The sequence below is a fragment of the Ramlibacter sp. PS3R-8 genome (assembly GCF_037572435.1).
GTDB lineage: Bacteria > Pseudomonadota > Gammaproteobacteria > Burkholderiales > Burkholderiaceae_C > Ramlibacter.
In genome coordinates, this window is sequence record NZ_JBBHGT010000002.1 from 527,586 (window position 1) to 550,495 (window position 22,910).

General features: G+C 69.3%; 21 protein-coding genes. 12 read left to right on the plus strand and 9 right to left on the minus strand.

Features of this window, described 5'->3' with window-relative positions; all coding sequences use genetic code 11:
* Positions 1 to 8 precede the first annotated feature (8 nt).
* A complete protein-coding gene (locus WG902_RS10390; protein ID WP_340059972.1) occupies positions 9 to 749 on the minus strand; it encodes a FadR/GntR family transcriptional regulator in 741 nt (246 codons plus the stop codon).
* A 168-nt stretch (positions 750 to 917) separates the two neighbouring features.
* Between WG902_RS10390 and WG902_RS10395 the strand changes: the two genes are divergently transcribed.
* The 8 genes from WG902_RS10395 to WG902_RS10430 all read left to right on the plus strand — a co-directional run bounded on the left by WG902_RS10395 (position 918) and on the right by WG902_RS10430 (position 9,354).
* Complete coding sequence (locus tag WG902_RS10395) at positions 918 to 1,997, plus strand: ABC transporter ATP-binding protein (protein ID WP_340059973.1); 1,080 nt, start codon at positions 918 to 920, stop codon at positions 1,995 to 1,997.
* 39 nt (positions 1,998 to 2,036) lie between these two features.
* Positions 2,037 to 3,353, plus strand: a complete 1,317-nt coding sequence (locus WG902_RS10400; RefSeq protein ID WP_340059974.1) for an ABC transporter substrate-binding protein — start codon at positions 2,037 to 2,039, stop codon at positions 3,351 to 3,353.
* A gap of 9 nt (positions 3,354 to 3,362) precedes the next feature.
* Complete coding sequence (locus tag WG902_RS10405; protein WP_340059976.1) at positions 3,363 to 4,268, plus strand: carbohydrate ABC transporter permease; 906 nt, start codon at positions 3,363 to 3,365, stop codon at positions 4,266 to 4,268.
* Positions 4,265 to 5,140, plus strand: a complete 876-nt coding sequence (locus tag WG902_RS10410; protein WP_340059977.1) for a carbohydrate ABC transporter permease — start codon at positions 4,265 to 4,267, stop codon at positions 5,138 to 5,140. The genes WG902_RS10405 and WG902_RS10410 overlap by 4 nt, the downstream gene beginning before the upstream one ends.
* A gap of 7 nt (positions 5,141 to 5,147) precedes the next feature.
* Positions 5,148 to 6,875 carry an IlvD/Edd family dehydratase gene (locus WG902_RS10415; RefSeq protein ID WP_340059978.1) on the plus strand — a complete coding sequence of 576 codons (1,728 nt, stop codon included), beginning with the start codon at positions 5,148 to 5,150 and terminating at the stop codon, positions 6,873 to 6,875.
* Between the two features lie 162 nt (positions 6,876 to 7,037).
* A complete protein-coding gene (locus WG902_RS10420; protein WP_340059979.1) occupies positions 7,038 to 7,925 on the plus strand; it encodes a 2-dehydro-3-deoxygalactonokinase in 888 nt (295 codons plus the stop codon).
* On the plus strand, positions 7,922 to 8,569 hold the full coding sequence (locus WG902_RS10425) for a 2-dehydro-3-deoxy-6-phosphogalactonate aldolase (RefSeq protein WP_340059981.1): 648 nt from the start codon (positions 7,922 to 7,924) through the stop codon (positions 8,567 to 8,569). Before WG902_RS10420 ends, WG902_RS10425 begins: the two co-directional genes overlap by 4 nt.
* The gene (locus tag WG902_RS10430; protein ID WP_340059982.1) at positions 8,566 to 9,354 is read left to right on the plus strand and encodes an SDR family NAD(P)-dependent oxidoreductase; all 789 of its coding nucleotides are present in this window, start codon (positions 8,566 to 8,568) and stop codon (positions 9,352 to 9,354) included. Before WG902_RS10425 ends, WG902_RS10430 begins: the two co-directional genes overlap by 4 nt.
* Positions 9,355 to 9,364: 10 nt before the next feature.
* On the opposite strand, the gene WG902_RS10435 is transcribed toward WG902_RS10430, so the two are convergent.
* From WG902_RS10435 to WG902_RS10445, 3 genes are all read right to left on the minus strand, one after another.
* Positions 9,365 to 9,550: a ribbon-helix-helix protein, CopG family gene (locus WG902_RS10435; RefSeq protein ID WP_445263676.1), complete on the minus strand. Its 186-nt coding sequence runs from the start codon at positions 9,548 to 9,550 to the stop codon at positions 9,365 to 9,367.
* Positions 9,551 to 9,716: 166 nt separating this feature from the next.
* Positions 9,717 to 10,940 (minus strand): MFS transporter, encoded by a 1,224-nt coding sequence (locus WG902_RS10440; protein ID WP_340059983.1) that lies wholly within the window; start codon positions 10,938 to 10,940, stop codon positions 9,717 to 9,719.
* Positions 10,933 to 11,388: a MarR family winged helix-turn-helix transcriptional regulator gene (locus tag WG902_RS10445; protein WP_340059985.1), complete on the minus strand. Its 456-nt coding sequence runs from the start codon at positions 11,386 to 11,388 to the stop codon at positions 10,933 to 10,935. Before WG902_RS10445 ends, WG902_RS10440 begins: the two co-directional genes overlap by 8 nt.
* A 54-nt stretch (positions 11,389 to 11,442) precedes the next feature.
* On the opposite strand from WG902_RS10445, the gene WG902_RS10450 reads away from it, so the two are divergent.
* The gene (locus WG902_RS10450) at positions 11,443 to 11,979 is read left to right on the plus strand and encodes a PaaI family thioesterase (protein ID WP_340059986.1); all 537 of its coding nucleotides are present in this window, start codon (positions 11,443 to 11,445) and stop codon (positions 11,977 to 11,979) included.
* 13 nt (positions 11,980 to 11,992) lie between these two features.
* On the opposite strand, the gene WG902_RS10455 is transcribed toward WG902_RS10450, so the two are convergent.
* Both WG902_RS10455 and WG902_RS10460 read right to left on the minus strand, forming a co-directional pair.
* The gene (locus WG902_RS10455; protein WP_340059987.1) at positions 11,993 to 15,766 is read right to left on the minus strand and encodes a translocation/assembly module TamB domain-containing protein; all 3,774 of its coding nucleotides are present in this window, start codon (positions 15,764 to 15,766) and stop codon (positions 11,993 to 11,995) included.
* A complete protein-coding gene (locus WG902_RS10460; RefSeq protein ID WP_340059989.1) occupies positions 15,763 to 17,550 on the minus strand; it encodes an autotransporter assembly complex protein TamA in 1,788 nt (595 codons plus the stop codon). The genes WG902_RS10455 and WG902_RS10460 overlap by 4 nt, the downstream gene beginning before the upstream one ends.
* Before the next feature lie 326 nt (positions 17,551 to 17,876).
* Here WG902_RS10460 and gloA point away from each other — a divergent pair, with 326 nt between their 5' ends.
* Positions 17,877 to 18,257 carry a lactoylglutathione lyase gene (gene gloA / locus WG902_RS10465; protein ID WP_340059990.1) on the plus strand — a complete coding sequence of 127 codons (381 nt, stop codon included), beginning with the start codon at positions 17,877 to 17,879 and terminating at the stop codon, positions 18,255 to 18,257.
* A gap of 143 nt (positions 18,258 to 18,400) precedes the next feature.
* On the opposite strand, the gene eda is transcribed toward gloA, so the two are convergent.
* Together eda and edd are read right to left on the minus strand one after the other, a co-directional pair.
* The gene (gene eda / locus WG902_RS10470) at positions 18,401 to 19,054 is read right to left on the minus strand and encodes a bifunctional 4-hydroxy-2-oxoglutarate aldolase/2-dehydro-3-deoxy-phosphogluconate aldolase (RefSeq protein ID WP_340059991.1); all 654 of its coding nucleotides are present in this window, start codon (positions 19,052 to 19,054) and stop codon (positions 18,401 to 18,403) included.
* The gene (gene edd / locus WG902_RS10475; protein WP_340059992.1) at positions 19,045 to 20,862 is read right to left on the minus strand and encodes a phosphogluconate dehydratase; all 1,818 of its coding nucleotides are present in this window, start codon (positions 20,860 to 20,862) and stop codon (positions 19,045 to 19,047) included. The genes eda and edd overlap by 10 nt, the downstream gene beginning before the upstream one ends.
* A gap of 60 nt (positions 20,863 to 20,922) precedes the next feature.
* Between edd and WG902_RS10480 the strand changes: the two genes are divergently transcribed.
* Complete coding sequence (locus WG902_RS10480; RefSeq protein ID WP_340059993.1) at positions 20,923 to 21,522, plus strand: gamma-glutamylcyclotransferase; 600 nt, start codon at positions 20,923 to 20,925, stop codon at positions 21,520 to 21,522.
* Between the two features lie 161 nt (positions 21,523 to 21,683).
* Here the strand turns inward: WG902_RS10480 and WG902_RS10485 are convergent, their stop codons facing one another.
* Complete coding sequence (locus WG902_RS10485; RefSeq protein WP_340059994.1) at positions 21,684 to 22,214, minus strand: nucleotidyltransferase family protein; 531 nt, start codon at positions 22,212 to 22,214, stop codon at positions 21,684 to 21,686.
* A 44-nt stretch (positions 22,215 to 22,258) separates the two neighbouring features.
* On the opposite strand from WG902_RS10485, the gene pdxH reads away from it, so the two are divergent.
* Positions 22,259 to 22,906 (plus strand): pyridoxamine 5'-phosphate oxidase, encoded by a 648-nt coding sequence (gene pdxH / locus WG902_RS10490; protein WP_340059996.1) that lies wholly within the window; start codon positions 22,259 to 22,261, stop codon positions 22,904 to 22,906.
* The last annotated feature ends 4 nt before the right edge of the window (positions 22,907 to 22,910 follow it).

Sequence of the window (22,910 nt, forward strand, 5' to 3'; positions counted from 1 at the left end):
CCTGCGGATCAGGCGCGCAGCAGCCGCGCCGGCATGTCCAGCTTGGGCAGGCGGCGCCGCGAGGCGAGCACCGCCTCGATGTCCTCGCGGGCGCTGTCGATCAGCACCAGGATCGCGCGCTCCGCCTTGGCCGGCTGGCGGGCAGCCACGGCATCGACCACCGCGCGGTGCATCGGCAGCGAATTGCGGGGCCCGTCCTTGCGGCTGGTGGAAATCTCGAAGCTGGTGCGCAGCAGCGCCGACAGCGCCTTGCTCATCTGCACGATCATCCGGTTGTGGCAGGCACGCAGCAGGCCCTGGTGGAAGCGCAGGTCGAACGCCACGTAGTCGCCGCCCTCCTCCACCGCCCGGCGCATGCCCTCGTAGGCCGTCTCGAGTTCGGCGATGTCGACCGCGGTGGCGCGCTCGGCGGCCATGCGCACGGCCGCCGGTTCCACCACGCGCCGCAGGTCCTGCAGGTCGCGCAGGAACTCGCGCGTGAGGCCGGCCTTGGACTGCCAGATGACGACGTCGGGGTCGAACCAGTTCCAGTGGTCCGAGGCCAGCACCCGGGTGCCCACCTTGGGCCCGGTGGTGAGCAGGCCCTTGGCGGCCAGCGACTTGATGGCCTCTCGCACGACCGTGCGGCTCACGCCCAGTTCCTCGCCGAGCAGCGGCTCCGGCGGGATGGACGCGCCGGCGGCATAGCGGCCCGCGACGATGGCCTCGCCCAGATGGTCGACGGTGTTGCCGTGGACGTTCTTGATCATGCGAAGTCCGCCATCGGCCAATGGTATGACGATATGACGTTCGCGGACTCCGGGTCTTTCCCTAGGACCGGCCGAAGATGCACGCACCCCCGTTGCGATGCTGATGACGCGCAATTTCTTTCATGCTACAAGGTCCGACGCCAGCCCAACCCGGGTGCAAGAGGAACGATGGCCACCGTACAAATCAGGGGCGTGCAGAAGTACTTCGGCGCCGCGCACATCATCCGCGGCGTGGACATCGACATCGAGGACGGCCAGTTCGCGGTGCTGGTCGGGCCATCCGGCTGCGGCAAGTCCACGCTGCTGCGCATGATCGCGGGGCTCGAGCAGATAGGCAGCGGCGAGGTCCTGATCGGCGGCCGCGTCGTCAACGACATGATGCCCAAGGAACGGGACATCGCGATGGTGTTCCAGAACTACGCGCTGTATCCGCACATGACCGTGCGGGACAACATGGCCTTCAGCCTGATGCTCGCCAAGCAGCCCAAGGCGGTGGCCGACGAACGCGTGCGCAAGGCGGCCGACATCCTGGGCCTGGGCGAGCTGCTCGATCGCTACCCCCGCCAGCTGTCGGGCGGCCAGCGCCAGCGCGTGGCCATGGGCCGCTGCATCGTGCGCGACCCGCAGGTCTTCCTGTTCGACGAGCCGCTGTCGAACCTCGACGCCAAGCTGCGCGTGCAGATGCGCACCGAGATCAAGGAGCTGCACCAGCGGCTGAAGACCACTTCGGTGTACGTGACGCACGACCAGATCGAGGCGATGACCATGGCCGACAAGATCGTCGTCATGCGCGACGGCCTCGTGGAGCAGACCGGCTCCCCGCTGGAGCTGTACGACCACCCCGCGAACCTGTTCGTGGCCGGCTTCATCGGCTCGCCCGCGATGAACTTCCTGCCCGGCGTGCTGCGGCGAGCCGGCGGCGCGGCCCGGGTCGAACTGGCCGGCGACATGTCGCTGCCCGCGCCCGCCGTCAAGGGCGACGTGGCCGACGGCCAGCCGGTGATCTACGGCACCCGCCCCGAACACATGGCGCTGGCCAGCGGCGACGACGGCGTCGCCACCGAAGTGGTGGTGGTGGAGCCGACCGGCGCCGACACCCAGGTCTTCACCAAGATCGCCGGTGTCGAAGTCACCAGCGTCTTTCGCGATCGCCACGCCTTCCGGCCGGGCGAAATCATCCGCCTGCGGCCCGACACGGGCCGCGCCCACCTGTTCGACGCCGGCACCGGCGTGCGACTGACCCCCTGAGCAACGGGGTCAGCTTTCGATTACCACCAGGAGACAACCATGTCCGCTCAAGATCGCCGCAAGTTCCTCCAGACGGCCTCCGCCGGGGCAGCCGCCGTGTCGCTGCCGCTGATGTGGCCCGCCACCGCGCACGCGCAGTGGAACAACGTTCCCGAGAAAGGCGCGCGCCTGCGCGTGCTGCGCTGGAAGCGCTTCGTGCAGGGCGACGAGGACGCTTACGTCGCCAACGTCAAGAAGTTCAGCGACAAGTACGGCATCGAGGTGAAGCTGGACCACGAAGGCTGGGAGGACGTGCGGCCGAAGGCGGCCGTGGCCGCCAACACCGGCGCCGGCCCGGACATCATCCTGTCCACCAACGACGACGCCAACCTGTATCCCGACAAGCTGGTCGACATGACCGACGTCGCGGAGTACCTGGGCAAGAAGTACGGCGGTTGGTATCCCGCCTGCGAGGCCTTCCTGCGCCCCGACGGCAAGAAGTGGATCGGCGTCGCACTGGGCGGCACCGGCAGCATGATGGTGTACCGCGACAGCATGCTCAAGGCGGCCGGCATCACCACCTTCCCGCGCGACACCGACGGCTTCCTGAAGATGTTCCAGGCGCTCAAGGCCAAGGGCACGCCGGGCGGCATGGCGCTGGGCCACGCCACGGGCGACAGCGGGTGGACGCAGTGGCTGCTGTGGGCCTTCGGCGGCGCGCTGGTCGACAAGAACAACAAGGTGATCATCGACAGCGCCGAGACGCAGAAGGCGCTGGAATACGGCAAGGAGCTGTACGCCACCTTCATCCCGGGCACCCTGTCCTGGCTGGACCCGAACAACAACAAGGCCTTCCTGGACAGCCAGATCTCGGTCACGAACAACGGCATCTCGGTCTACTACGCCGCCAAGAACGCGACGGATCCCAAGGTCAAGGAACTGCAGGCGGACATCCAGCATGCGTCCTTCCCCATCGGGCCGGTCGGCGTGCCCACCGAGTACCACCTGTTCTTCAACCAGATGGTGTTCAAGCACACCAAGTTCCCCAAGGCCGCCAAGGAGTTCGTGCGCTTCATGATGGAAGAAGAGCAGTACGGCCCGTGGATGCAGGCCGCCGGCGGCTACATCTCGCAGCCGCTGCGCGCCTACGAGAAGAACCCGGTGTGGACGGTCGACCCGAAGCACACGCCTTATCGCGACTCGGTGAAGAACCTGCGCCCGGCCGGCTACATGGGCAAGCTGGGCTACGCGTCCGCGGGCGCGCTGGCCGACTTCATCGTGCAGGACATGGTGGCCGAGGCGGTGAGCGGCGCCAAGACGCCGAAGGAAGCCGCGCAGCGCGCGCAGCAGCGCGCCGAGCGCTACTACAAGGTCTGATCGCCAGCCATGCTGTCCAGGAAGATCCAGAACAGCCGCAACATCCTCGGGCTGGCATTCATGCTGCCCGCAGCGGTGTTGCTGCTGCTGTTCCTCACTTATCCGCTCGGCCTGGGTGTCTGGCTCGGGTTCACCGACACCAAGATCGGGCGGGGCGGCAGCTGGATCGGCCTGGAAAACTATGTGTACCTGTGGGGGGACAGCGTCACGCGGCTGGCGCTGTTCAACACCCTCTTCTATACCTTCGTGGCCAGCGTCATCAAGTTCGTGCTGGGCCTGTGGCTGGCCATCCTGCTGAACGAACGCATCCCGTTCAAGACCTTCTTCCGCACCGTCATCCTGCTGCCGTACATCGTGCCGACCGCGCTGTCGGCCATCGCCTTCTGGTGGATCTACGACTCGCAGTTCTCCATCATCAGCTGGACGTTGATGAAGATGGGCTGGCTGGACCACTACATCGACTTCCTCGGCGACCCGTGGAACGCGCGGCTGTCCACCATCGCCGCCAACATCTGGCGCGGCGTCCCCTTCGTGGCCATCACGCTGCTAGCCGGCCTGCAGACGATCTCGCCCTCGCTGTACGAAGCCGGCGCCATCGACGGCACCTCGGGCTGGCAGCGCTTTCGCTACATCACGCTGCCGCTGCTGACGCCCATCATCGCGGTGGTCATGACCTTTTCGGTGCTGTTCACGTTCACCGACTTCCAGTTGATCTACGTGCTCACGCGCGGCGGACCGCTGAACGCCACGCACCTGATGGCCACGCTGTCGTTCCAGCGCGCCATCCCCGGCGGCGCACTGGGTGAAGGCGCGGCCATCGCGATAGCGATGGTGCCCTTCCTGCTGGCGGCGATCCTGTTCAGTTATTTCGGCTTGCAGCGTCGGGCCTGGCAACAAGGCGGGAGCGACGCATGAAGAAGGACACCGACGACGGCACCCAGGGCATGGACTACCTGAGCTCCCTGCCGCGGCAGGTGGTGTTCGTGTACCTGCCGCTGGCGATCTTCGTGTTCGTGCTGCTGTTCCCGTTCTACTGGATGGCGATCACGTCGTTCAAGCCGGACAACGAGCTGCTCTCGCGCTCCGGCAACCCGTTCTGGGTGATCAACCCGACGCTGGCGCACTTCAACAAGCTGGTCTTCCAGACCGCGTATCCCGAGTGGCTGTGGAACACCGTGATCGTCTCGGTGGTCGCCACCTTCGTTTCACTGGTGGCTTCGGTGATGGCCGCCTACGCGATCGAGCGGCTGCGCTTCCACGGCTCGCGGCAAGTGGGCCTGTCCATCTTCCTGGCCTACCTGGTCCCGCCGTCCATCCTGTTCATCCCGCTGGCCGCCATCGTCTTCCAGCTCGGCCTGTTCGACACGCGCTGGGCGCTGATCCTGACCTACCCGACGTTCCTGATCCCGTTCTCCACCTGGCTGCTGATGGGGTACTTCCGCTCCATCCCCTACGAGCTGGAAGAGTGCGCGTTGATCGACGGCGCCAGCCGGCTGCAGATCCTGTGGAAGATCGTGCTGCCGCTGTCGGTGCCGGGCCTGATTTCCGCGGGCATCTTCGCCTTCACGCTGTCCTGGAACGAGTTCATCTACGCGCTCACCTTCGTTTCCTCGTCCGAGGTCAAGACGGTTCCTGTCGGGGTGATCACCGAACTGGTGGAAGGCGACGTTTATCATTGGGGTGCGCTCATGGCGGGCGCGCTGCTCGGCTCGCTGCCGGTGGCCATCATCTATTCGTTCTTCGTCGAGTATTACGTGTCGGGGCTCACCGGCGCGGTCAAGGAATAGCAATCCCATGAAAAGGAAAAAGCCCGAGGAGCTCCGCTCCCAGCAGTGGTTCGGCCGCCAGGATCGCGACGGATTCGCGTATCGCAGCTGGGTCAAGGGCAAGGGCGTGCCGCACGACCAGTTCGACGGCCGCCCGGTCATCGGCATCTGCAACACCTTCAGCGAACTCACGCCCTGCAACTCGCACTTCCGCACCCTCGCCGAGCAGGTGAAGATCGGCGTGTACGAGGCCGGCGGCTTCCCGCTGGAGTTCCCGGTCATGTCGCTCGGCGAAACGCTGCTGCGCCCCACCGCCATGCTGTACCGCAACCTCGCGAGCATGGACGTGGAGGAATCGATCCGCGGCAACCCGATCGACGGCGTCGTGCTGCTCATGGGCTGCGACAAGACCACGCCGTCGCTGATGATGGGCGCGTCCAGCGTGGACCTGCCCACCATCGGCGTCTCCGGCGGGCCCATGTTGTCCGGCAAGTGGCGCGGCCAGGAACTCGGCTCGGGCACCGGCGTGTGGAGCATGAGCGAGCAGGTGCGCGCCGGCACCCTGAAGCTGCAGGACTTCTTCGAGGCCGAGAGCTGCATGCACCGCAGCCACGGCCACTGCATGACGATGGGCACGGCGTCCACGATGGCCAGCATGGTGGAGGCGCTCGGCGTCGGCCTGCCGGGCAATGCGGCCTATCCCGCCGTCGACGGCCGCCGCAACGTGCTGGCACGCATGGCCGGCCGGCGCATCGTGGAGATGGTGCATACCGACCAGAAGCTCTCCAGCATCCTCACGCGCCAGGCCTTCGAGAATGCGATCAAGACGCTGGCCGCGATCGGCGGGTCCACCAACGCGGTGATCCACCTGATCGCCATCGCCCGCCGCATCGGCGTGGAGTTGTCGATCGAGGACTTCGACAAGCTGGGCAGCGACATGCCCTGCCTCTTGAACCTGCAGCCCTCGGGCCAGCACCTCATGGAGGACTTCTGCTACGCCGGCGGCCTGCCGGTGGTGATGAAGGAGATCTCCGCCCACCTGCACCTCGACGCAGTGACCGCGAGCGGCCAGACCGTGCGCGACAACATCGCCGACGCCCAGAACTACAACAAGGAAGTGATCCAGCCGCTGGAGACTCCTTTCAAGGACAAGGCCGGCATCGCCGTCCTGCGCGGCAACCTGTCACCGCGCGGCGCCGTGATCAAGCCCAGCGCCGCGACGCCCGCGCTGATGGTCCACCGGGGCCGCGCCGTGGTGTTCGAGAACATCGAGGACTTCCACAAGCGCATCGACGACGAGAACCTGGATGTCGACGAAACCTGCGTGCTGGTGTTGAAGAACTGCGGCCCGAAGGGCTACCCCGGCATGGCGGAAGTCGGCAACATGCCGCTGCCGCCGAAGGTGCTGCGCAAGGGCATCACCGACATGGTGCGCATCAGCGACGCGCGCATGAGCGGCACGGCTTACGGCACGGTGGTGCTGCACACCGCGCCGGAGGCGGCGGCCGGCGGCCCGCTGGCGATCGTGCAGAACGGCGACATGATCGAGCTGGACGTGCCCAAGCGGCGCCTGCATCTGGCGATCAGCGACGAGGAAATGGCGCGCCGCCTGGCCGCCTGGAAAGCGCCGAAGCCGCCGATGGATTCCGGCTACTGGAAGCTGTACGTCGACCACGTGCTGCAGGCCGACGAAGGCGTCGACCTCGATTTCCTGGTGGGCAAGCGCGGCTCGTTCGTGCCTCGCGACAATCACTGAAATTCGGGAGCGGACAGCCGGACGCGGAAGTCGCGAAAGTTACGCAGAAGCCGCAAAAGAAGCCAGAGGCAAGATCCAGGATCAAAAGGAATTCCGGAAGTCCTTCTGCGTCTTCTGCGTAACTTCTGCGCCTTCTGCGTCCTTGTCTTCGGTATTCAACGCATGCACTCCCTCATCGCCATCGACTGGGGCACCTCCTCGCTGCGCGCCGCGCGCATCGCTGCCGACGGCACCGTGCTCGAGGAGCGCGCGTCGCAGCGCGGCATTCTCTCGGTGCCCGCCGGCGGCTTCCCTGGCGTGCTGCAGGAAACCTGCGGTGACTGGCTCGCGCAACCAGAGGCGCTGTGCCTCGTCAGCGGCATGGCCGGCAGCAAGCAGGGCTGGCGCGAGGCGCCTTACTGCGCCTGCCCGGCCGGCTTCGAAGAGGTCGCCCGCAGCCTCACGTGGATCGAGCCCGGCCGCATCGCCCTGGTGCCCGGCCTGTCCTGCGAGCACGAGGGCGTGCCCGACGTGATGCGCGGCGAGGAGGTGCAGGTCTTCGGCGCGATGGATTTGCTGGGCGAACGCGACGGCCTCTTCGTGCTGCCCGGCACGCACAGCAAGTGGGTCGAAGTGCGGGACGGCCGCGTCCAGTCCTTCGCCACCTACATGTCCGGTGAGTTCTACGCCTTGTTGCGCCAGCACTCGATCCTGTCGCGAACCCTGCCGGCGGACGACGGCCCGCTCGACGAAGACGCCTTCCTGCGCGGGGTGCGGCATGCGCGCGGCGCAGGCAGCCTGTTGCACGCCGCCTTCAGCGCGCGTACGCTGGCCCTGTTCGAGCGTTTGCCGGCGGCCGTGCAGCCCAGCTATCTCTCGGGCATGGTGATCGGGGAAGAACTGCGCGCTGCCGCCGTGGCAAGGCAACGCGCCATCCTGGTTGGCAGCCCCGCACTGACCAGGCGCTATGCGCTGGCCTTGGGCGCGGCCGGGTGCCAGACGCGCTGTCTCGGAGCCGAGGCGACGTGGCGCGGCCTGCACGCACTCGCCCGCACACTGGAGCGCTCATGAGCAACGACCCCATCTTCGCGGCCTGGCAGCAGGCGACGCGGCAACTGCCGCTGGTGGCCATCCTGCGTGGCATCACCCCGGCCGAAGTCGAAGCGGTCGGACAGGCCCTGTGGGACGCCGGCTGGCGGCTGCTGGAAGTGCCGTTGAATTCGCCCGAACCGCTCCAGAGCATCGAACGGCTCGCGCGCCGCTTCCCGCAGGCCCTGGTCGGCGCCGGCACGGTGCGCACCGAGGCGGAAGTGCGCCAGGTGCGCGACCACGGCGGCCGCATCATCGTGTCCCCGCACTTCGATGCGCGCGTGGTGCGCGCCACCGTCGCCCTCGGCATGCTCAGCCTCCCGGGCGTGATGACGCCGACCGAAGCCTTCGGCGCGCTGGACGCCGGCGCGACGGCGCTGAAGCTCTTTCCCGCGGAGGCGATCCCGCCTGCCGCCGTGAAGGCGATGCGTGCCGTGCTGCCGGCGGCTGTGCAACTGCTGCCCGTCGGCGGCATCGGCCCCGACAGCATGGCGCGCTATCGCGCTGCCGGGGCCGACGGCTTCGGCATCGGCTCGGCGCTGTACAAGCCGGGCATGGATGCGGCAGCCGTGGCCGCGTCGGCACGGGCGTTCGCCGACGCATGGGCGGGTACCATGCGCGCATGACCAGCGCGCCCCCTTCCTCGACCGTTTCCTTCGGCCTCGGCGGCCGTGTCTGCATCGTCACCGGCGCGTCGCAGGGCATCGGAGAAGCCTGTGCCCGACGCTTCGCGCGCGAGGGCGCGAAGGTCGTGCTGGCCGACATCGAGGATGGGAGGGGCCAGGCGCTCGCGCAGGAGATCGGCGGGCTGTTCGTGCACTGCGACGTGGGCGACAAGGCCCAGGTCGACACGCTGGTGGCGAAGGTGCTGCTCACCCATGGCCGCATCGACGTGCTGGTCAACAACGCGGGCATCTTCAAGGCCTGCGATTTCCTCGACATCTCCGAGGCCGACTTCGACGCGGTGCTGCGCGTCAACCTGAAGGGCTCGTTCCTGGCCGGCCAGGCCGTCGCGCGGGCGATGGCCAAGGCTGGCCGCGGCAGCATCGTCAACATGAGCTCGGTCAACGCGGTGCTGGCCATTCCCAACATCGCCAGCTACAACGTCAGCAAGGGCGGCATCAACCAGCTGACCCGCGTCATGGCGCTGTCGCTCGCCGACAAGGGGGTTCGCGTCAACGCGGTCGCGCCGGGCACGATCGCGACCGAGCTGGCCGCCAGGGCGGTGCTCACCAGCGAGGAAGCCAAGGCGCGGATCATGAGCCGCACCCCGATGAAGCGGCTGGGCGAGCCATCGGAAGTGGCGGACGTCGTGGCGTGGCTGGCCAGCGACGCGGCCAGTTACGTGACCGGAGAGATCGTGGTGGTGGACGGCGGCCGGATGACGCTGAACTACACCGTGCCGGCCTGAGCCGGCAGGGCTAGCTGCCGTTGGCGCGGCGACGCTCCTTCGCGAACCGGTCGATGCCGTGGCGGGCGAGGTATTCGCGGATCAGCTGGCGCACCACCTGGGAGGCGGTGATGTCCTGGGAGGCGCAGAGCGCTTCGAATGCTTTCTTCTTTTCAGCGTCCATGAGGACGGTGAGGCGAGCGGGCTTGTCTTCCATGCTTGGGGCTTCGGCTATCTTGAGCCCCTACTGTGCGACCCCGCGAGCGGCTAACCGGTAGTACGCCGCCCGATGCTGACCTGGGAGAATGGCACAGGCAGCAGCGGGTTTGTGCTCTGCTGTTTGTAGGAGGGCTCCGTCGCTGAGCTTGCGGTCGACGACAGCGTCACGACGCTGCGGCCAGCGCCGAGCGGCGCGGCCGCTCTTCCCGGATCGGCAGGTGCAGCAGCGCCGCCCCGGCGGCCAGCACGATGTCGATGTACCAGACCCAGTCGTACGTGCCCGTGCGCTCGAAAACCGTACCGCCCAGCCACGCGCCGAGGAATCCACCCACCTGGTGGGTGAGCATCACCATGCCGAACAGCGTGGCCATGTTCGCGGTGCCGAAGAACTTGGCCACCAGGCCCGCCGTCGGCGGCACGGTGGACAGGAAGGTCAGCCCCATGAACGCGGCGAACACCAGCACCACGGGCCCTGTCTTCGGCGCCAGCAGGAACAGCAGCACGCCGATGCCGCGCGCGGCGTAGATCAGCGACAGCAGCGACTTCATGCGCCAGCGGCCGACGGCCCAGCCGATGCCGATGCTGCCGACGATGTTGAACAGCCCCAGCATCGCCAGCGCCCAGCCGCCCCATTGCGCCGACAACCCGCACGCCGCGACCACGCCGGGCAGGTGCGTGGCCAGGAAGGCGACGTGAAAGCCGCAGACGAAGAAGCCGGCCGCGAGCAGCAGGAAGCCTTTGTGGTGCAGCGCGGCGCGCACGGCCTCGCGCGTTCCCACGGGCTTCTCGCCGGCCGGCGCCGACTGCATCGAGTTGCCGCGCAACACCCAGGCCGCCGGCAGGCACAGCAGGACCAGCACCGCCATCACCTGCATCGCCGAGGCCCAGCCCGTCGACAGGATCAGTGCGGCCGCCACCGGCGCCAGCGCGAACTGCCCGAAGGAGCCGCCGGCATTGACGATGCCGGTCGCCAGGCCGCGGCGCGCCGGATCGATCATCCGCATGGTGGCCGACATCAGGACCGCCGGCCCCGCCATCCCGGCGCCACCCGCGGCCAGCACGCCGATGGCGAACACCAGTCCCCAGGTGGTCGTCATGAAGGGAGTGATGAAGGTTCCGAGCGCCACCAGGAGGGCGCCGGTGATCAGCACCCGGCCGGCGCCGACGCGGTCGGCCATCGCGCCGGCGAAGGGCTGCGTCAACCCCCACCACAGCTGGCCGAAGGCGAACGCCAGGCTGATGCTGGCGACGCCGAGCCCGGTGGACGTGTTCAACGGCGACAGGAACAGGCCCATGCTCTGTCGCACCCCCATCGTCAGCGCGAAGGTGCCCGCCGCGGCCAGCAGCACCAGCCACAGCGCGGTGCGCCGCTTCGTGGTGTCATTCATCGATCGCTCCTTCGGGCAGGTCGGCCAGCAGCTGCTGGCATTCATCGAGCAGTGCATGCAGCGCTACGACGCGCTGCACGCCCAGGCGCTGGTTCAAGGCTTCCTGGGCGACCCGCCAGCGGCGCTGCGCCTCGACACGCTTCTCGCGGCCGGCGTCCGTGGCGCGCACGTGCCGGCTGCGGGCGTCGGGGCCCGCTTCCTGCACCAGCAGGCCGGCAGCGATCAGGGGGCGCAGGTTGCGGGTGAGCGTGGAGGCATCCACCTTCATCGCACGCGCCAGGTCGACGGGGCGCACGGGGCCGAGCTTCACTGCGTACGACAGCAATGAGTACTGGGTGCCACGCAAGCCGGTCTTGCCGACCTCCGCGTCATAGAGCTGCGCCACGCGCCGCATCAACTGCCGCAGCTTGAGGTTGGTGCAGCCTTGCGGCTTGACAGCGGTGTCCATGCCGATTATTGTAGCTGCAACGATTGCAGATGCAACCTTTATGTGGAGGCCGGGATGACGCAGGGGGACAGGCTGGAACAGTGGCTCGCGCAGGAGCGGGAAGTGGCGCAACGCATCGAGGCCGGGGTCGGCTGCGGCGTGGCGAAGCCGGAGCAGGTGGCCGGCCGCAGCGGGCTGGAGGTGATGCTGGCCATGCTGCGCGGCGAACTGCCGTGGCCGCCGATCGCGCGCACGCTGGACTTCCAGCTGATGGAGGTGGAAGCGGGCCGCGCGGTGTTCCAGGGCACGCCGGGGCCGAACCACCTGAACCCGATGGGCTCGGTGCATGGCGGCTGGTACGCCACGCTGCTCGACTCCGCCCTCGGCTGCTCCGTCCACACGATGATGCCGCCCGGGCGCGGCTACACCACCGCCGAACTGGGGGTCAACCTGGTCAAGTCCATCGGGCCCAAGGTGCAGCGCGTGCGCGCCGAAGGCAAGGTGCTGCATTGCGGGCGGCAGCTCGCCACCGCGGAGGCGCGCCTGGTCGGCCCGGACGGCACGCTGTACGCGCACGCCACCACCACCTGCCTCGTCTTCGAGATGAAGTGAGCGCCCGGCCCGGCTAGCGCTTGCCTCCCGGGCCGTCGAACGCGAAGGTGAAGATCAGGTCCACGCCGGTGCGATCGCCGGCCTCCGCCCGCACGGTGACGCGCCGCGACACGTCGTAGAAGATGAACAGCGTGCCCATGGCGCCGGACAGGCTGCGTTCGTACGCGGCGTAGAAGTTTTCGCCGAAGCGCTTGCCCAGGCGCACCAGCGTTCCGCTGGTGCTGTCCCTGGCGACGGTGAGGTCGTCGATGCCGAGCTTGGCGATGAAGCCCTTGCCGGTGCCGGAGCGGCCGGCCAGCAAGGCGGAAGCGGCGCGCTGCAGCAGCGCCGTCTCGGCGCCACCGCCGGTGGACGACCGCCCCAGCACGATGTACGACAGCGTTTCCGCGTCCGACAGCCCGGCATCCGAATACAGCTCGATGTGCGGGAACTGCGCGCGGCCCGACACCAGCACGCCGACCTTCTGCGTCATGTTCGGGCGCACGGCCAGGATGTCGAGCGCCGGGTTGTCGGCCGCGCCGGTGAAGCGCAATTCGCCGCGCTCGATGGTCATCCTCTGGCCGTAAGCCTCGAAGGTCCCCCCGGCGGTCTGGATCAGGCCGGTCATCTGGGGCACGCCACCGGACACGCCCTGGACCTGCACCTTGCCGGTCAGCCGCGTCTCCAGGCCGCGGCCGCTGACGCGGAAGTCGGGTCCGAGGTCGAAGCCGACCCGCAGCGTGACGGTGTTGCCCGCCCGGGCGGGTTCGGCCGGGCGCGCCTTGCGCTCCGCTTCGGTGGGCGCGACACCTGGCGCGTTGCGCACCACCACGTCGTCGCCCAGGCGCGGCGGCGATTCGTCCGGCACCTGGATGCGCGCCCGGTCGACGGTCAGGTCGCCCGTCACGCTGGTCCCGCCGCGGCCCACGCGGGCGGCCACGGAGCCGGAGACGGTGAGCTGCCGGTCGCTGCGGATGCTGGCCCGCAGCTGCGAAAACTGCGCCTGGGCCTCGAACACGGGGCCCTGCGGCGTCCACGCGCCTTCTCCGGTCGCGGTCACGCTGCCGCCGGCGCCGCCCTGCTCACTGCCGTGCAACAGGAACTCCTGTACCACGAGCTTCTGGCCGGCAAGCTGCGCGCGCAGCCGGCCCCCACGCAGCTCGATGCCGTCCACCACGGAACGCAAGGCCAGGTCGTCGGCGCTCAGCGGGCCGGACAGGTGAGGTTGCACGCGCGTGCCTGCAACGGTGATGTCCGCGTCGAGCGAACCGCGCAAGCGCCACCCCGGCGGCGCCAGCAGCGACCAGACGCCGATGCGGGGCAACTGCGCGCGCACGCGGCCGGCCAGGGGCGCCTGCTCCGGCCAGTCCCAGCCGCCGCCGGCGGTTCGCACGAGGCGGGTGCGCAGCTGGCCTTCGGCCCGGCCGGCCCGCTCGCTGTCCCACAGCAGCGACAACACCACCTGTTCGCCCTGGGTGCTGACCGTGAGGCGCGCGTCCCGGACACCGGCCGTCACGCGCGCGGCGGCGCCGTCCATGCCTTCCGCCAGCACGGTGACGTCGCCGCGCACGCGCGCGAGCGATGCGTCGACGCGCAGCGTGTCGCCCAGCTGCGCGTCCCATTGCGCGTCGAACACCATGTCGCCCGACAGCGCGGAGCCGCCCAGCTGGGGGCCGCCCACCAGTTCCACCCAGGCCAGCGGCAAGCCCGCCAGTTTTCCGGTCGTCGTGATCCGGCCGCGCTCGCGCCGCACCTGCGTCCACGAGAGCATGGCCGTGGCGGCCGGCGTTCCGCTGCGCATGGCGGGCGCGCGCAAGGCCGCCTCGCCGGCCGAGAGCTCGAAGTTGCCGCCGGCGAAACGCCAGTCCACGGGACGCTGCAGCTGCACCTGCCATGGCCCCGGCGTGATGGAGGGATCCTGCATCTGCACGGACAGTTCGGCCACCCTCCCGCGCCAGGACGACGGGGACAGTGTCCCGCCGGCCCGGCCCGCGACCGAAAGATCGAGCTTGCGCTGGCCGCGCTCCGCCTGGCCGCGCAGCTCCAGGGCGGCATCGCGCAGGCGGCCCTGCAGCTGCAGCTGCGCTTCGCGCACCGACCACGGCAAGGCGGCCGCGTCCTGCGCTTGCGCGCGCGCCTGCCACGCCACGTTGCGCAGCGTCGCACGCGCCTGCACGGAGGGGTCTTCCCAGCCGCCCTGCCAGGCGAGCTGCGCCTGCGCTTCACCGCGCAACATGGCGTCTTTCAACACGGGCCCCACGCCGGGCCAGCGCGCCAGCCAGCGCTGGGCCAGCGCCAGGTCGGGCGCCGCCACGTCGGCCGTGCCCTGCCCGCGGGCAGCTGAGATGCTGCCCTGCGCCTGCGCATTCAGTCCCGGCGCGCGCACCTGCAGCTTGCCGCTGCCGGAACGCTGCGCAATCTGCAGCTCGAGCTGGCCTTCCGCCACCGCGTCGCTGGTGCGCACACGCAACTGCGCCAGCGACAGCGTGTCGCCCGACCACCTGCCCCGCGCGAGCGCATCGCGCAGTTCGAGCGCACCGGCGGCGGAGGCCACGGCGTCGCGGTTGGCGGACCGGCGCGGCGCACCTGCCTGCAAGTCGAGATCGAAGTCCACCTGGCGCGCCTTGCCGGCCAGCTTCACCGGGCCGCTCAGTGGCAGCGGCGCCAGGCTGCGATGCACCTGCGATGGATCCACGCCCGCAATGCGGCCGTCGAACTGCCAGCCCGTGCCCTCCCAGCGGCCGCTGCCACCCACCGTTCCGCCTCCCACCTGTGCCTGCAGCGACTTGACGAGCGCGGTGCCGTCGCGCCATTCGCCCTCGCCCCGCGCGGCGGTGATCGGCAGGCGCTGCGCATCCCACGGGCCGGCGGCGGCATTGGCAACGTCGGCCTCGAGGCGCCAGCTCTGCGCGCCGGCCGGAGCGACCTGCGCGCGGCCGGACAGCTGGGTGCGCGGCGCGGCCGGCCAGAACAGCGCCAGGTCGAGCCGGCGGAAATCCGCCGCGGCCTGCGGCACGGGCATCTTCTCGAACGGCGTGATGCGCGCGGTGGCCGTGGCTTGCGGCAGTCCGCTGGCGCCCGCCCGCGCCGCCTGGACCTGCAGCTGCGCCCGGGCGTTGATGGCACTCGCCGGGCCGCTGGCCTGCAGCTGGAAAGTGAGCGGCACCTTCGTTTCACTGCCCGGCACCGGCGCCTGGAAGCGGCCCGCCACCTTCGCATCCAGCGTCAGCGGAGGCAGCGCAAGCAGGGTGGCCTCGCCGCGGTAGTCGCCGCCCGCGAACTGCAACGCGTGCAGCGCCACGCGATGCCGCGCGCCGTCGAAGCCATACTGCGCCGCCAGCCTGGACGCATCGACGTCGGTGCGGCCACGGTATTCGATGCGCTCCACGCTCAAGTCGTCGATGAAGACGCGGACGGGCAAGGCCAGGGTGTCTGGCGGCTTCAACGGCTCCTGCGTCGCGGGCCGCGAATCGGTCACGCGCACCCGCGCCGCCTGCACCTGTTCCAGCAGCAGCGTGCGGTTCAGCAGCGCGAGCGGCTGCCACTCCACGCGGACGCCCTCGGCTTCCAGCCGCAAGCCGTCCTTTTCCCATGCGATGCGCTGGACCTGCCAGCCACCGCGCAGCGACCCCGTCACGCCTTCGGTCTGCAAGGGCTGGTCGCGGGCCACGCGGCGCAGCAGCCATTCCAGCGACCCTTCCCGGCCCGCCCACCACCACACCGCCGCCGCAGCCAGCGCGACCAGCAAGACAAAGCCGACGAGGATGCGGGCACCCCACGTGGCGGCGCGTGCGGGCGAGACCTTCAAAACACGAATCCGGCGGTGAAATGCAGCCGGAACTTGCGCGGCTGCACGCCATAGGCGAGGGACGTCTCCACCGCCCCCAGCGGGCTGCGCCAGCGCACGCCAGTGCCGACGCCGAACTTGGGACGCAGCTCCCCGACCTTGTCGGCCACCGCCCCCGAATCGACGAACACGATATGGTCGAACTGCGTGCGCTGGCCGCGCCGCAAGATCGGCTTTTGCCACTCCACGCTGCCGACCGCGAGGTAGCGACCCGGTCCCACCAGGCCGTCGCCGAGCGGCACGCCGATGTCCAGGAACTTGTAGCCGCGCACCGTGGTGTCGCCGCCGGTGCGGAACAGCTGGGTGGCCGGGATCGGCGCGCCTGCCTTGGCGAACACGGCGCCCGTCTCGGCGCGCAGCTTGAGGGTGCCGCTGCCCAGCGGCCGGTACACCAGCGCGCGCAGCAAGGTGCGCTGGAACAACTCGTTGGCGGTGCCGAGCGTGACGCCCGCGCCCAGCTCGAAACCCACGCCGTAGCCGCTGGTGGGCAGCTGCAGGTTGTCGAAGTAGCGTCCCGTCCACACGTAGTTCACGCTGATGGCGGACCCCGCCCCCGTCTCCTGCGGCGTGAGCACCACGTCGCGCGGGTTCTCCACCTCGGCGCGTTCGTACTGCACGTAGACGTTGCGGTCGATCCGGTCGAGGTTCTGGAAGCGGCCGCCGCGCAGCCGCTGGCTGTCCGTGACGATGCGGTCGTCGTCCAGCCGCTCCACGCGCCCCAGCACCGACCAGCGCCAGCCGTCCTCGTCGGGAATGGCGGTCCATTCCATCTGCCCGAACGGATTTTTCTTCTCGGCCTGCAGCTTGGTGACCGAGCGCCAGCCGATCCCGGGCAGCCGGTTGTGGATGTGCTCCACCGATGCGCGCGGCCCGCCGTCGGTGGTGAAGCCCAGGCCCAGCACCACCTTCTGCAGCCGCGCCTCGCGCACGGTCACCTGCACGTCGGCATGTTCCGGATCGGAATCCGGATCGACGTAGATGAACGCCGAGTCGAAATAGCCGCTGCCCGACAAGCGCAGCTGCGCCTGCACGATCTTCTCCTGGTCGTACACCATGCCGGTCGGCAGGCGCGCCAGCCGTGGCACGAGCACGGGGTCGTAGCGCTCCATGCCGGTCACGCGCAGCGGCCCCAGGCGGTACAGGGCGCCGGAGTCCAGCCGCAGCCCGAGCCGCGCGGTGCTGGTGGCGGCGTCGATGTCCGCGAGGCTGTAGCTGATGCGGCCGGCCGGGTAGCGGCGGGCCAGCAACTGCTTGGTGGCGTCCGACTTGGCGCGGTCCCAGCCGGTCTGGGTGAAGGGACGTCCCGCGGGAAGCGTCCAGCCGTTGCGGATGTGCTCGCGCTGCTCCGCGGCCTCGGGCTCCGTGCTGGTGGCGATGTTCCCCTCGAACTCGACCTGCACTTCGCTGACGGTGGTGCGCGGACCGGGCTCGACGCTGACGACCAGCGTGGTGCGCGCCCCGGCTTCGCGGACGATGCGCACGTCCGGCGTGAAGTAACCTTGCGTCGCGAGCAGTTCGCGGGCATCCTTTTCGGCCAGCACGACCAGGCGCGCGATCTCGGCGTCATCCAGGTCGCTCACCTCGCGGTAGCGGCGCAGTTCCAGGTTGCCTTCGAGCAGCCCTTTGAGCGGGTCGGGAGCGCGGACGACGAGGTCGAAAGCGGGTTGTTGCTGGGCGGCCACCGGCGCCGACAGCATGAGCCAGAACGCGGCCATCCCCGCAGCGGCGAAGAGCTTGCGGATCATGGAGGAGCAACTATGGCCGAGACGCGCGTCCGGTGCCGTAGGCGAAATCCGACGATAGCGCCTATATGGCAGAGCTGGCGATGGACAGTTGGCCGCGGAAGCGGGGGCCCTGCCTCGCCACTGAAAGACCAACAACCGGACGCAGAAGGCGCAGAAGTCACGCAGAAGGCGCAAAAGGAATTCCAAAACCTTTTTTGGCCTTTTTCTGCGAACTTCTGCGTAACTTCTGCGCCTTCTGCGTCCGGCTGTCCGCTCCCGCTCCCGTATTTAGATCGATCGTGTACCCAGGCTGACGCCAGCGGACGCGGCCTCGCCATAATGCCGCCATGAGAATCCTTCACACCATGCTGCGTGTCGGCGACCTGCAGCTCGCCGTCGACTTCTATACCAAGGTGCTCGGCATGAACCTGCTGCGCACCACCGAGCGGCCGGAGCAGAAGTATTCGCTGGCCTTCGTCGGCTTCGGCACGAATCCCGAGCATGCCGAGCTGGAGCTGACGTACAACCACGGCGTCGACAAGTACGAGATGGGCAGCGCCTACGGCCACATCGCGATCGGCGTGCCCGATGTCTACGCCTCCTGCGACAAGATCCGCGCCGCCGGCGGCAACATCACCCGCGAACCCGGCCCGGTGAAGGGCGGCAATACCGTGATCGCGTTTGTCACGGATCCGGATGGGTACAAGATCGAGCTGATCCAGCGCTGAATACGGGAGCGGGAGCGGACAGCCGGACGCAGAAGGCGCAGAAGTTGCGCAGAAGACGCAAAAGGAATTCCAAAACCTTTTTTGGTTTTTTCTGCGAACTTCTGCGTAACTTCTGCGCCTTCTGCGTCCGGCTGTTGGTCTTTTCAGTGGCGAGGCAGGGCCACCGCTTCCGCCGCCAGCCGAGTGATGCGCTTCCAGTCGCCCGCCGTCATCGCATCGGCCGGCGTCAGCCACGAGCCTCCCACGCACGCCACGTTCGGCAATGCCAGGAACTCTGCCGCATTCGCCGCCGTGATGCCCCCCGTGGGACAGAACTTCACGTCGTTGAACGGGCCATGCCAGGCCTTCAGCATCGCCGCACCGCCGGCCGGCACGGCGGGGAAGAATTTCAAGGCGGTGTAGCCGTCCTCCTGCGCCATCATGATCTCGCTGCCGGTCGCCACGCCCGGCAACAGTGCCAGCCCGAGGTCATGGCAGGCCTTGCCCACCGCGTGGGTGTAACCGGGGCTGACGACGAAACGGGCGCCCGCCATCGCTGCGGCCTGCGCGTCGGCGGCACTGCGGACGGTGCCGGCACCGACGACTGCCTCCGGCACGTCCCTCGCGATCGCCTCGATGCACGCCAGCGCCGCCGGCGTGCGCAGCGTGATCTCCAGCATGCGGATGCCCCCGGCGACCAGCGCTCGCGCCAGCGGCACCGCATGCGCCGTCTCCTGCAGCACGATCACCGGGATCACCGCGGCGTCCTGCATCACCTGCAGCGCGGTCGGTCGGTCGGGTAACGGGTTCAAAGCCATGTGCAAGCGCCCTCCTCGGCGGCGAGTGCGTTGCGCCGCATGCCGGCGAACAGTTCCCGGCCGAGGCCCAGGCCGTTCGCGTCGCGTTGCGCATCCGAAATCGTTGCGGGCGTGCGCGCATTCCACTCTTGTGCATCGACGAGCGCGTTCAGCGTCCCGGCCACGCCGTCGAGACGCACGACGTCGCCGTCGCGCAGCCGCGCCAGCGGGCCGCCGGCGGCCGCTTCGGGTGACACGTGGATGGCGGCCGGCACCTTGCCCGACGCACCGCTCATGCGGCCGTCGGTGACCAGCGCCACGCGGAAGCCCTTGCCCTGCAACACCGCCAGCGACGGCGTCAGCTTGTGCAGCTCCGGCATGCCGTTGGCGCGCGGGCCCTGCCAGCGCACGACACACACCACGTCGCGCTCCAGCTCGCCGGCCTTGAAGGCCGCCTGCAGCGCCTCCTGGCTGTCGAAGATGCGCGCCGGCGCCTCGATGACGTGGCGGTCCTCGGGCACCGCCGACACCTTGATGACGCAGCGGCCGAGGTTGCCGGTGAGCAGCTTCAATCCGCCGGTGGGGCTGAAGGGTTGCGCCGCCGGCCGCACCACGCTTTCGTCACGCGACGCTTCGATCGGCCGCCAGGCCAGCCGCTCGCCTTGCGCATGCGGCTCGCGCGTGTATTCGCGCAGCCCGCCCTCGCGCACCGTCAGCACGTCCTCGTGCATCAGCCCCGCGTCGAGCAGTTCGCGGATGACATAGCCGGGGCCGCCGGCCTCCTGGAAGGCATTGACGTCGGCGCTGCCGTTCGGATACACGCGCGACAGCAAGGGCACCACATCGGACAAGCGATCGAAATCGTCCCAGTCGATGACCATGCCGGCGGCGCGCGCCACGGCCACCCAGTGGATCAGGTGGTTGGTGGAGCCGCCGGTGGCGAGCAGCGCCGTCATCGCGTTGACGATGCAGCGCTCGTCCACCACGTGGCCGATCGGCGCGAAGCGCCGGCCCTTGACGATGCCCAGCGCCGTGCGCACGGCTTCGCGGGTGAGCTCTTCGCGCAACTGCTTTTGCGGCTGGATGAAGGCGCTGCCGGGCACGTGCAGGCCCATCGCTTCCATCAGCATCTGGTTGCTGTTGGCCGTGCCGTAGAAGGTGCAGGTGCCTTGCGTGTGGTACGCCTTCGACTCCGCCTCGAGCAATTCGGCGCGGCCGACGAGTCCTTGCGCCGCCAGCTCGCGCACCTTGGCCTTGTCGTTGTTCGACAGGCCGCTGGGCATGGGGCCGCCGGGAACGAACACGGTGGGCAGGTGGCCGAAATGCAGCGCGCCGATCAGCAGGCCGGGCACGATCTTGTCGCAGATGCCCAGCATCAGCGCGGCGTCGAACACGTCGTGGGTCAGGCCGACGGCCGTGGACATGGCGATGGTGTCGCGGGAAAACAGGCTGAGCTCCATGCCCGCCGTGCCCTGCGTCACGCCGTCGCACATCGCCGGCACGCCGGCCGCGACCTGGGCGGTGGCGCCATGCCTGCGCGCCTCGTCCTTGATGATGTCCGGGAAGGTGGCGAAGGGCGCATGCGCGGACAGCATGTCGTTGTAGGAGTTGACGATCGCGATGTTCGGCGCGCGTTCGGCGACCACGCGGAACCTGTCGTCGGCGGGCACCCCGGCGAAGGCGTGGGCGACGTTGGCGCAGCCCATGCGGTCGGCGCCGCGGTCGCGGTTGGAGGCCTGCGCGAGGCGGGTGAGATAGGTGGAGCGGGTGGGGGCGCTGCGCTCGCGGATGCGCTGGGTCACCGCTTCCAGCACGGGATGCAGTTTCATGGGCGATGTCGTCTCTGGGATTCGCCATCGTACCCCGCCGGCTTCCGCTAGAGTTGCCGCGTGAGCGAAGTGCTGAAGCCCTACCGCGATCCCGTCCCGATGCTGGAGCGGGCCTTGTCCGAATGGGGCGGGCAGGAAGACCTCTGGGTCTTCGGCTACGGCTCGCTGATCTGGCGGCCGGATTTCGACTACGCGGAGCGGCGCCCGGCGCTGGTGCATGGCTGGCACCGGGCGCTGAAGATGTGGAGCCGCATCAACCGCGGCACGCCCGAACGCCCGGGGCTGGTTTTCGGCCTGCTGTCCGGCGGTTGCTGCCGCGGCATGGTGTTCCGCATTCCCCGCGAACAGGGCGCCGACACGCTGGCGCGGCTGTGGACGCGCGAAATGTCCACCGCGGTCTACGACCCGCGCTGGTTGCATGCCCAGACCCCGGAAGGCCCCGTGCGCGCGCTGGCCTTCACCCTGTCGCGCCGCAGCCCCAGCCACACGGGCGAACTGAGCGAGGAGGAGTACCGCGCCATCTTCGCGCTGGCGACGGGCATCTATGGCACCACCTTCGACTATGCGCATCGGACGCTGGAGGAGTTGCGGCGGCACGATATCCGCGATCGGAACCTGGAGAAGCTGCTTCGCCTCATTCAGCGGCATTCTTCGGAGTGAGGGAGCGGGAGCGGACAGCCGGACGCAGAAGACGCAGAAGTTGCGCAGAAGACGCGGAAGGACTTCCGGAATTCTTCCTTGAAATTTTCCCAGAGCCCCTTTTGCGTCTTCTGCGTAACTTCTGCGCTTTCTGCGTCCGGTTGTTGGGTGTTCGGCGGTCCTCAGCGCCCCGCCAACACCCTCTCCGCCCGCGCCAGGTCCTCCACCGTATCGATGTCCATCACGATGCCCGGATCGGCAAGGTCCAGGCGCAACGGACTCGCCGAGCGCACGATCGCCGCGGCGCCTTCGGGGCCGCGCAGCGCCTGCAGCGCCGGCCCATGGACCGCCGAGAAGCCGACCGGATGGCCGCGCACGCCTGCATGCATCGGCAAGACCAGCGTCGCCCCCTTCAACGCCTCGGCAACCGCCAGCAAGGACGCCGGCGCGACCAGCGGCAAGTCGCCCGGCAACACCAGCCAGCCACTCGCGCCGGCGGTCGCCCGCACGCCCGCCGCGATGGAGTCGCCCATGCCGGGATGGCCGGCCGCCTCCACGTGGAAGGGCAAGCCGCTCGCCCGCACGGCCGCCAGCGTGTGCTCCAGCACCGGCTGGCCCGCCAGCAGGGCCTGCAGCTTGGAGCCGCTGCCGCCCGAGCCGACGAAACGCTCGCCACGGCCGGAGGCGAGGACCAGGACGACGGGGGGCTGCATGCAGCGGAGATTGCCACACTCGCGCCCGGTGCGAGAATCGGCGCATGAGCAGCACCTCCGGGCAGATCGCCGACCTGCGCAAGAGTTACGAGCGCGCCGAGCTGAGCGAGGAGGCATCGCACGCCGACCCGCTCCAGCAGTTCGACCAGTGGCTCACCGAGGCGATCGCCGGGCAGGTCCCCGAGCCCAACGCGATGACCTTGGCCACCGTCGCCAGCGACCTGCGCCCGAGCACGCGCATCGTGCTGGTGAAGGGCTACGACGCGCGCGGCATCTGCTGGTACACCAACTACGAAAGCCGCAAGGGCCAGGAACTGGCGGGCAACCCGTACGCCGCCCTGCAGTTCCACTGGGTGGAGCTCGAGCGGGTGGTGCGCATCGAAGGCCGCGTGGAGAAAGTCAGCGCGCAGGAAAGCGACACGTACTACGCCAGCCGCCCGCTGGACTCGCGCATCGGCGCCTGGGCCAGCCCGCAAAGCCAGGTGATTCCGGGCCGCGGCATGCTGGTGACGAACGCGGCGAAGTACAGCGCGCAATTCCTGCTGCAGCCGCCGCGGCCGCCGCACTGGGGCGGTTACCGGCTGGTACCCGACCAATGGCAGTTCTGGCAGGGCCGCAAGAGCCGGTTGCACGACCGGCTGCGCTACCGGCAGGCCGGCGGCGCATGGGTGCGCGAGCGGCTCGCGCCCTGAGCCC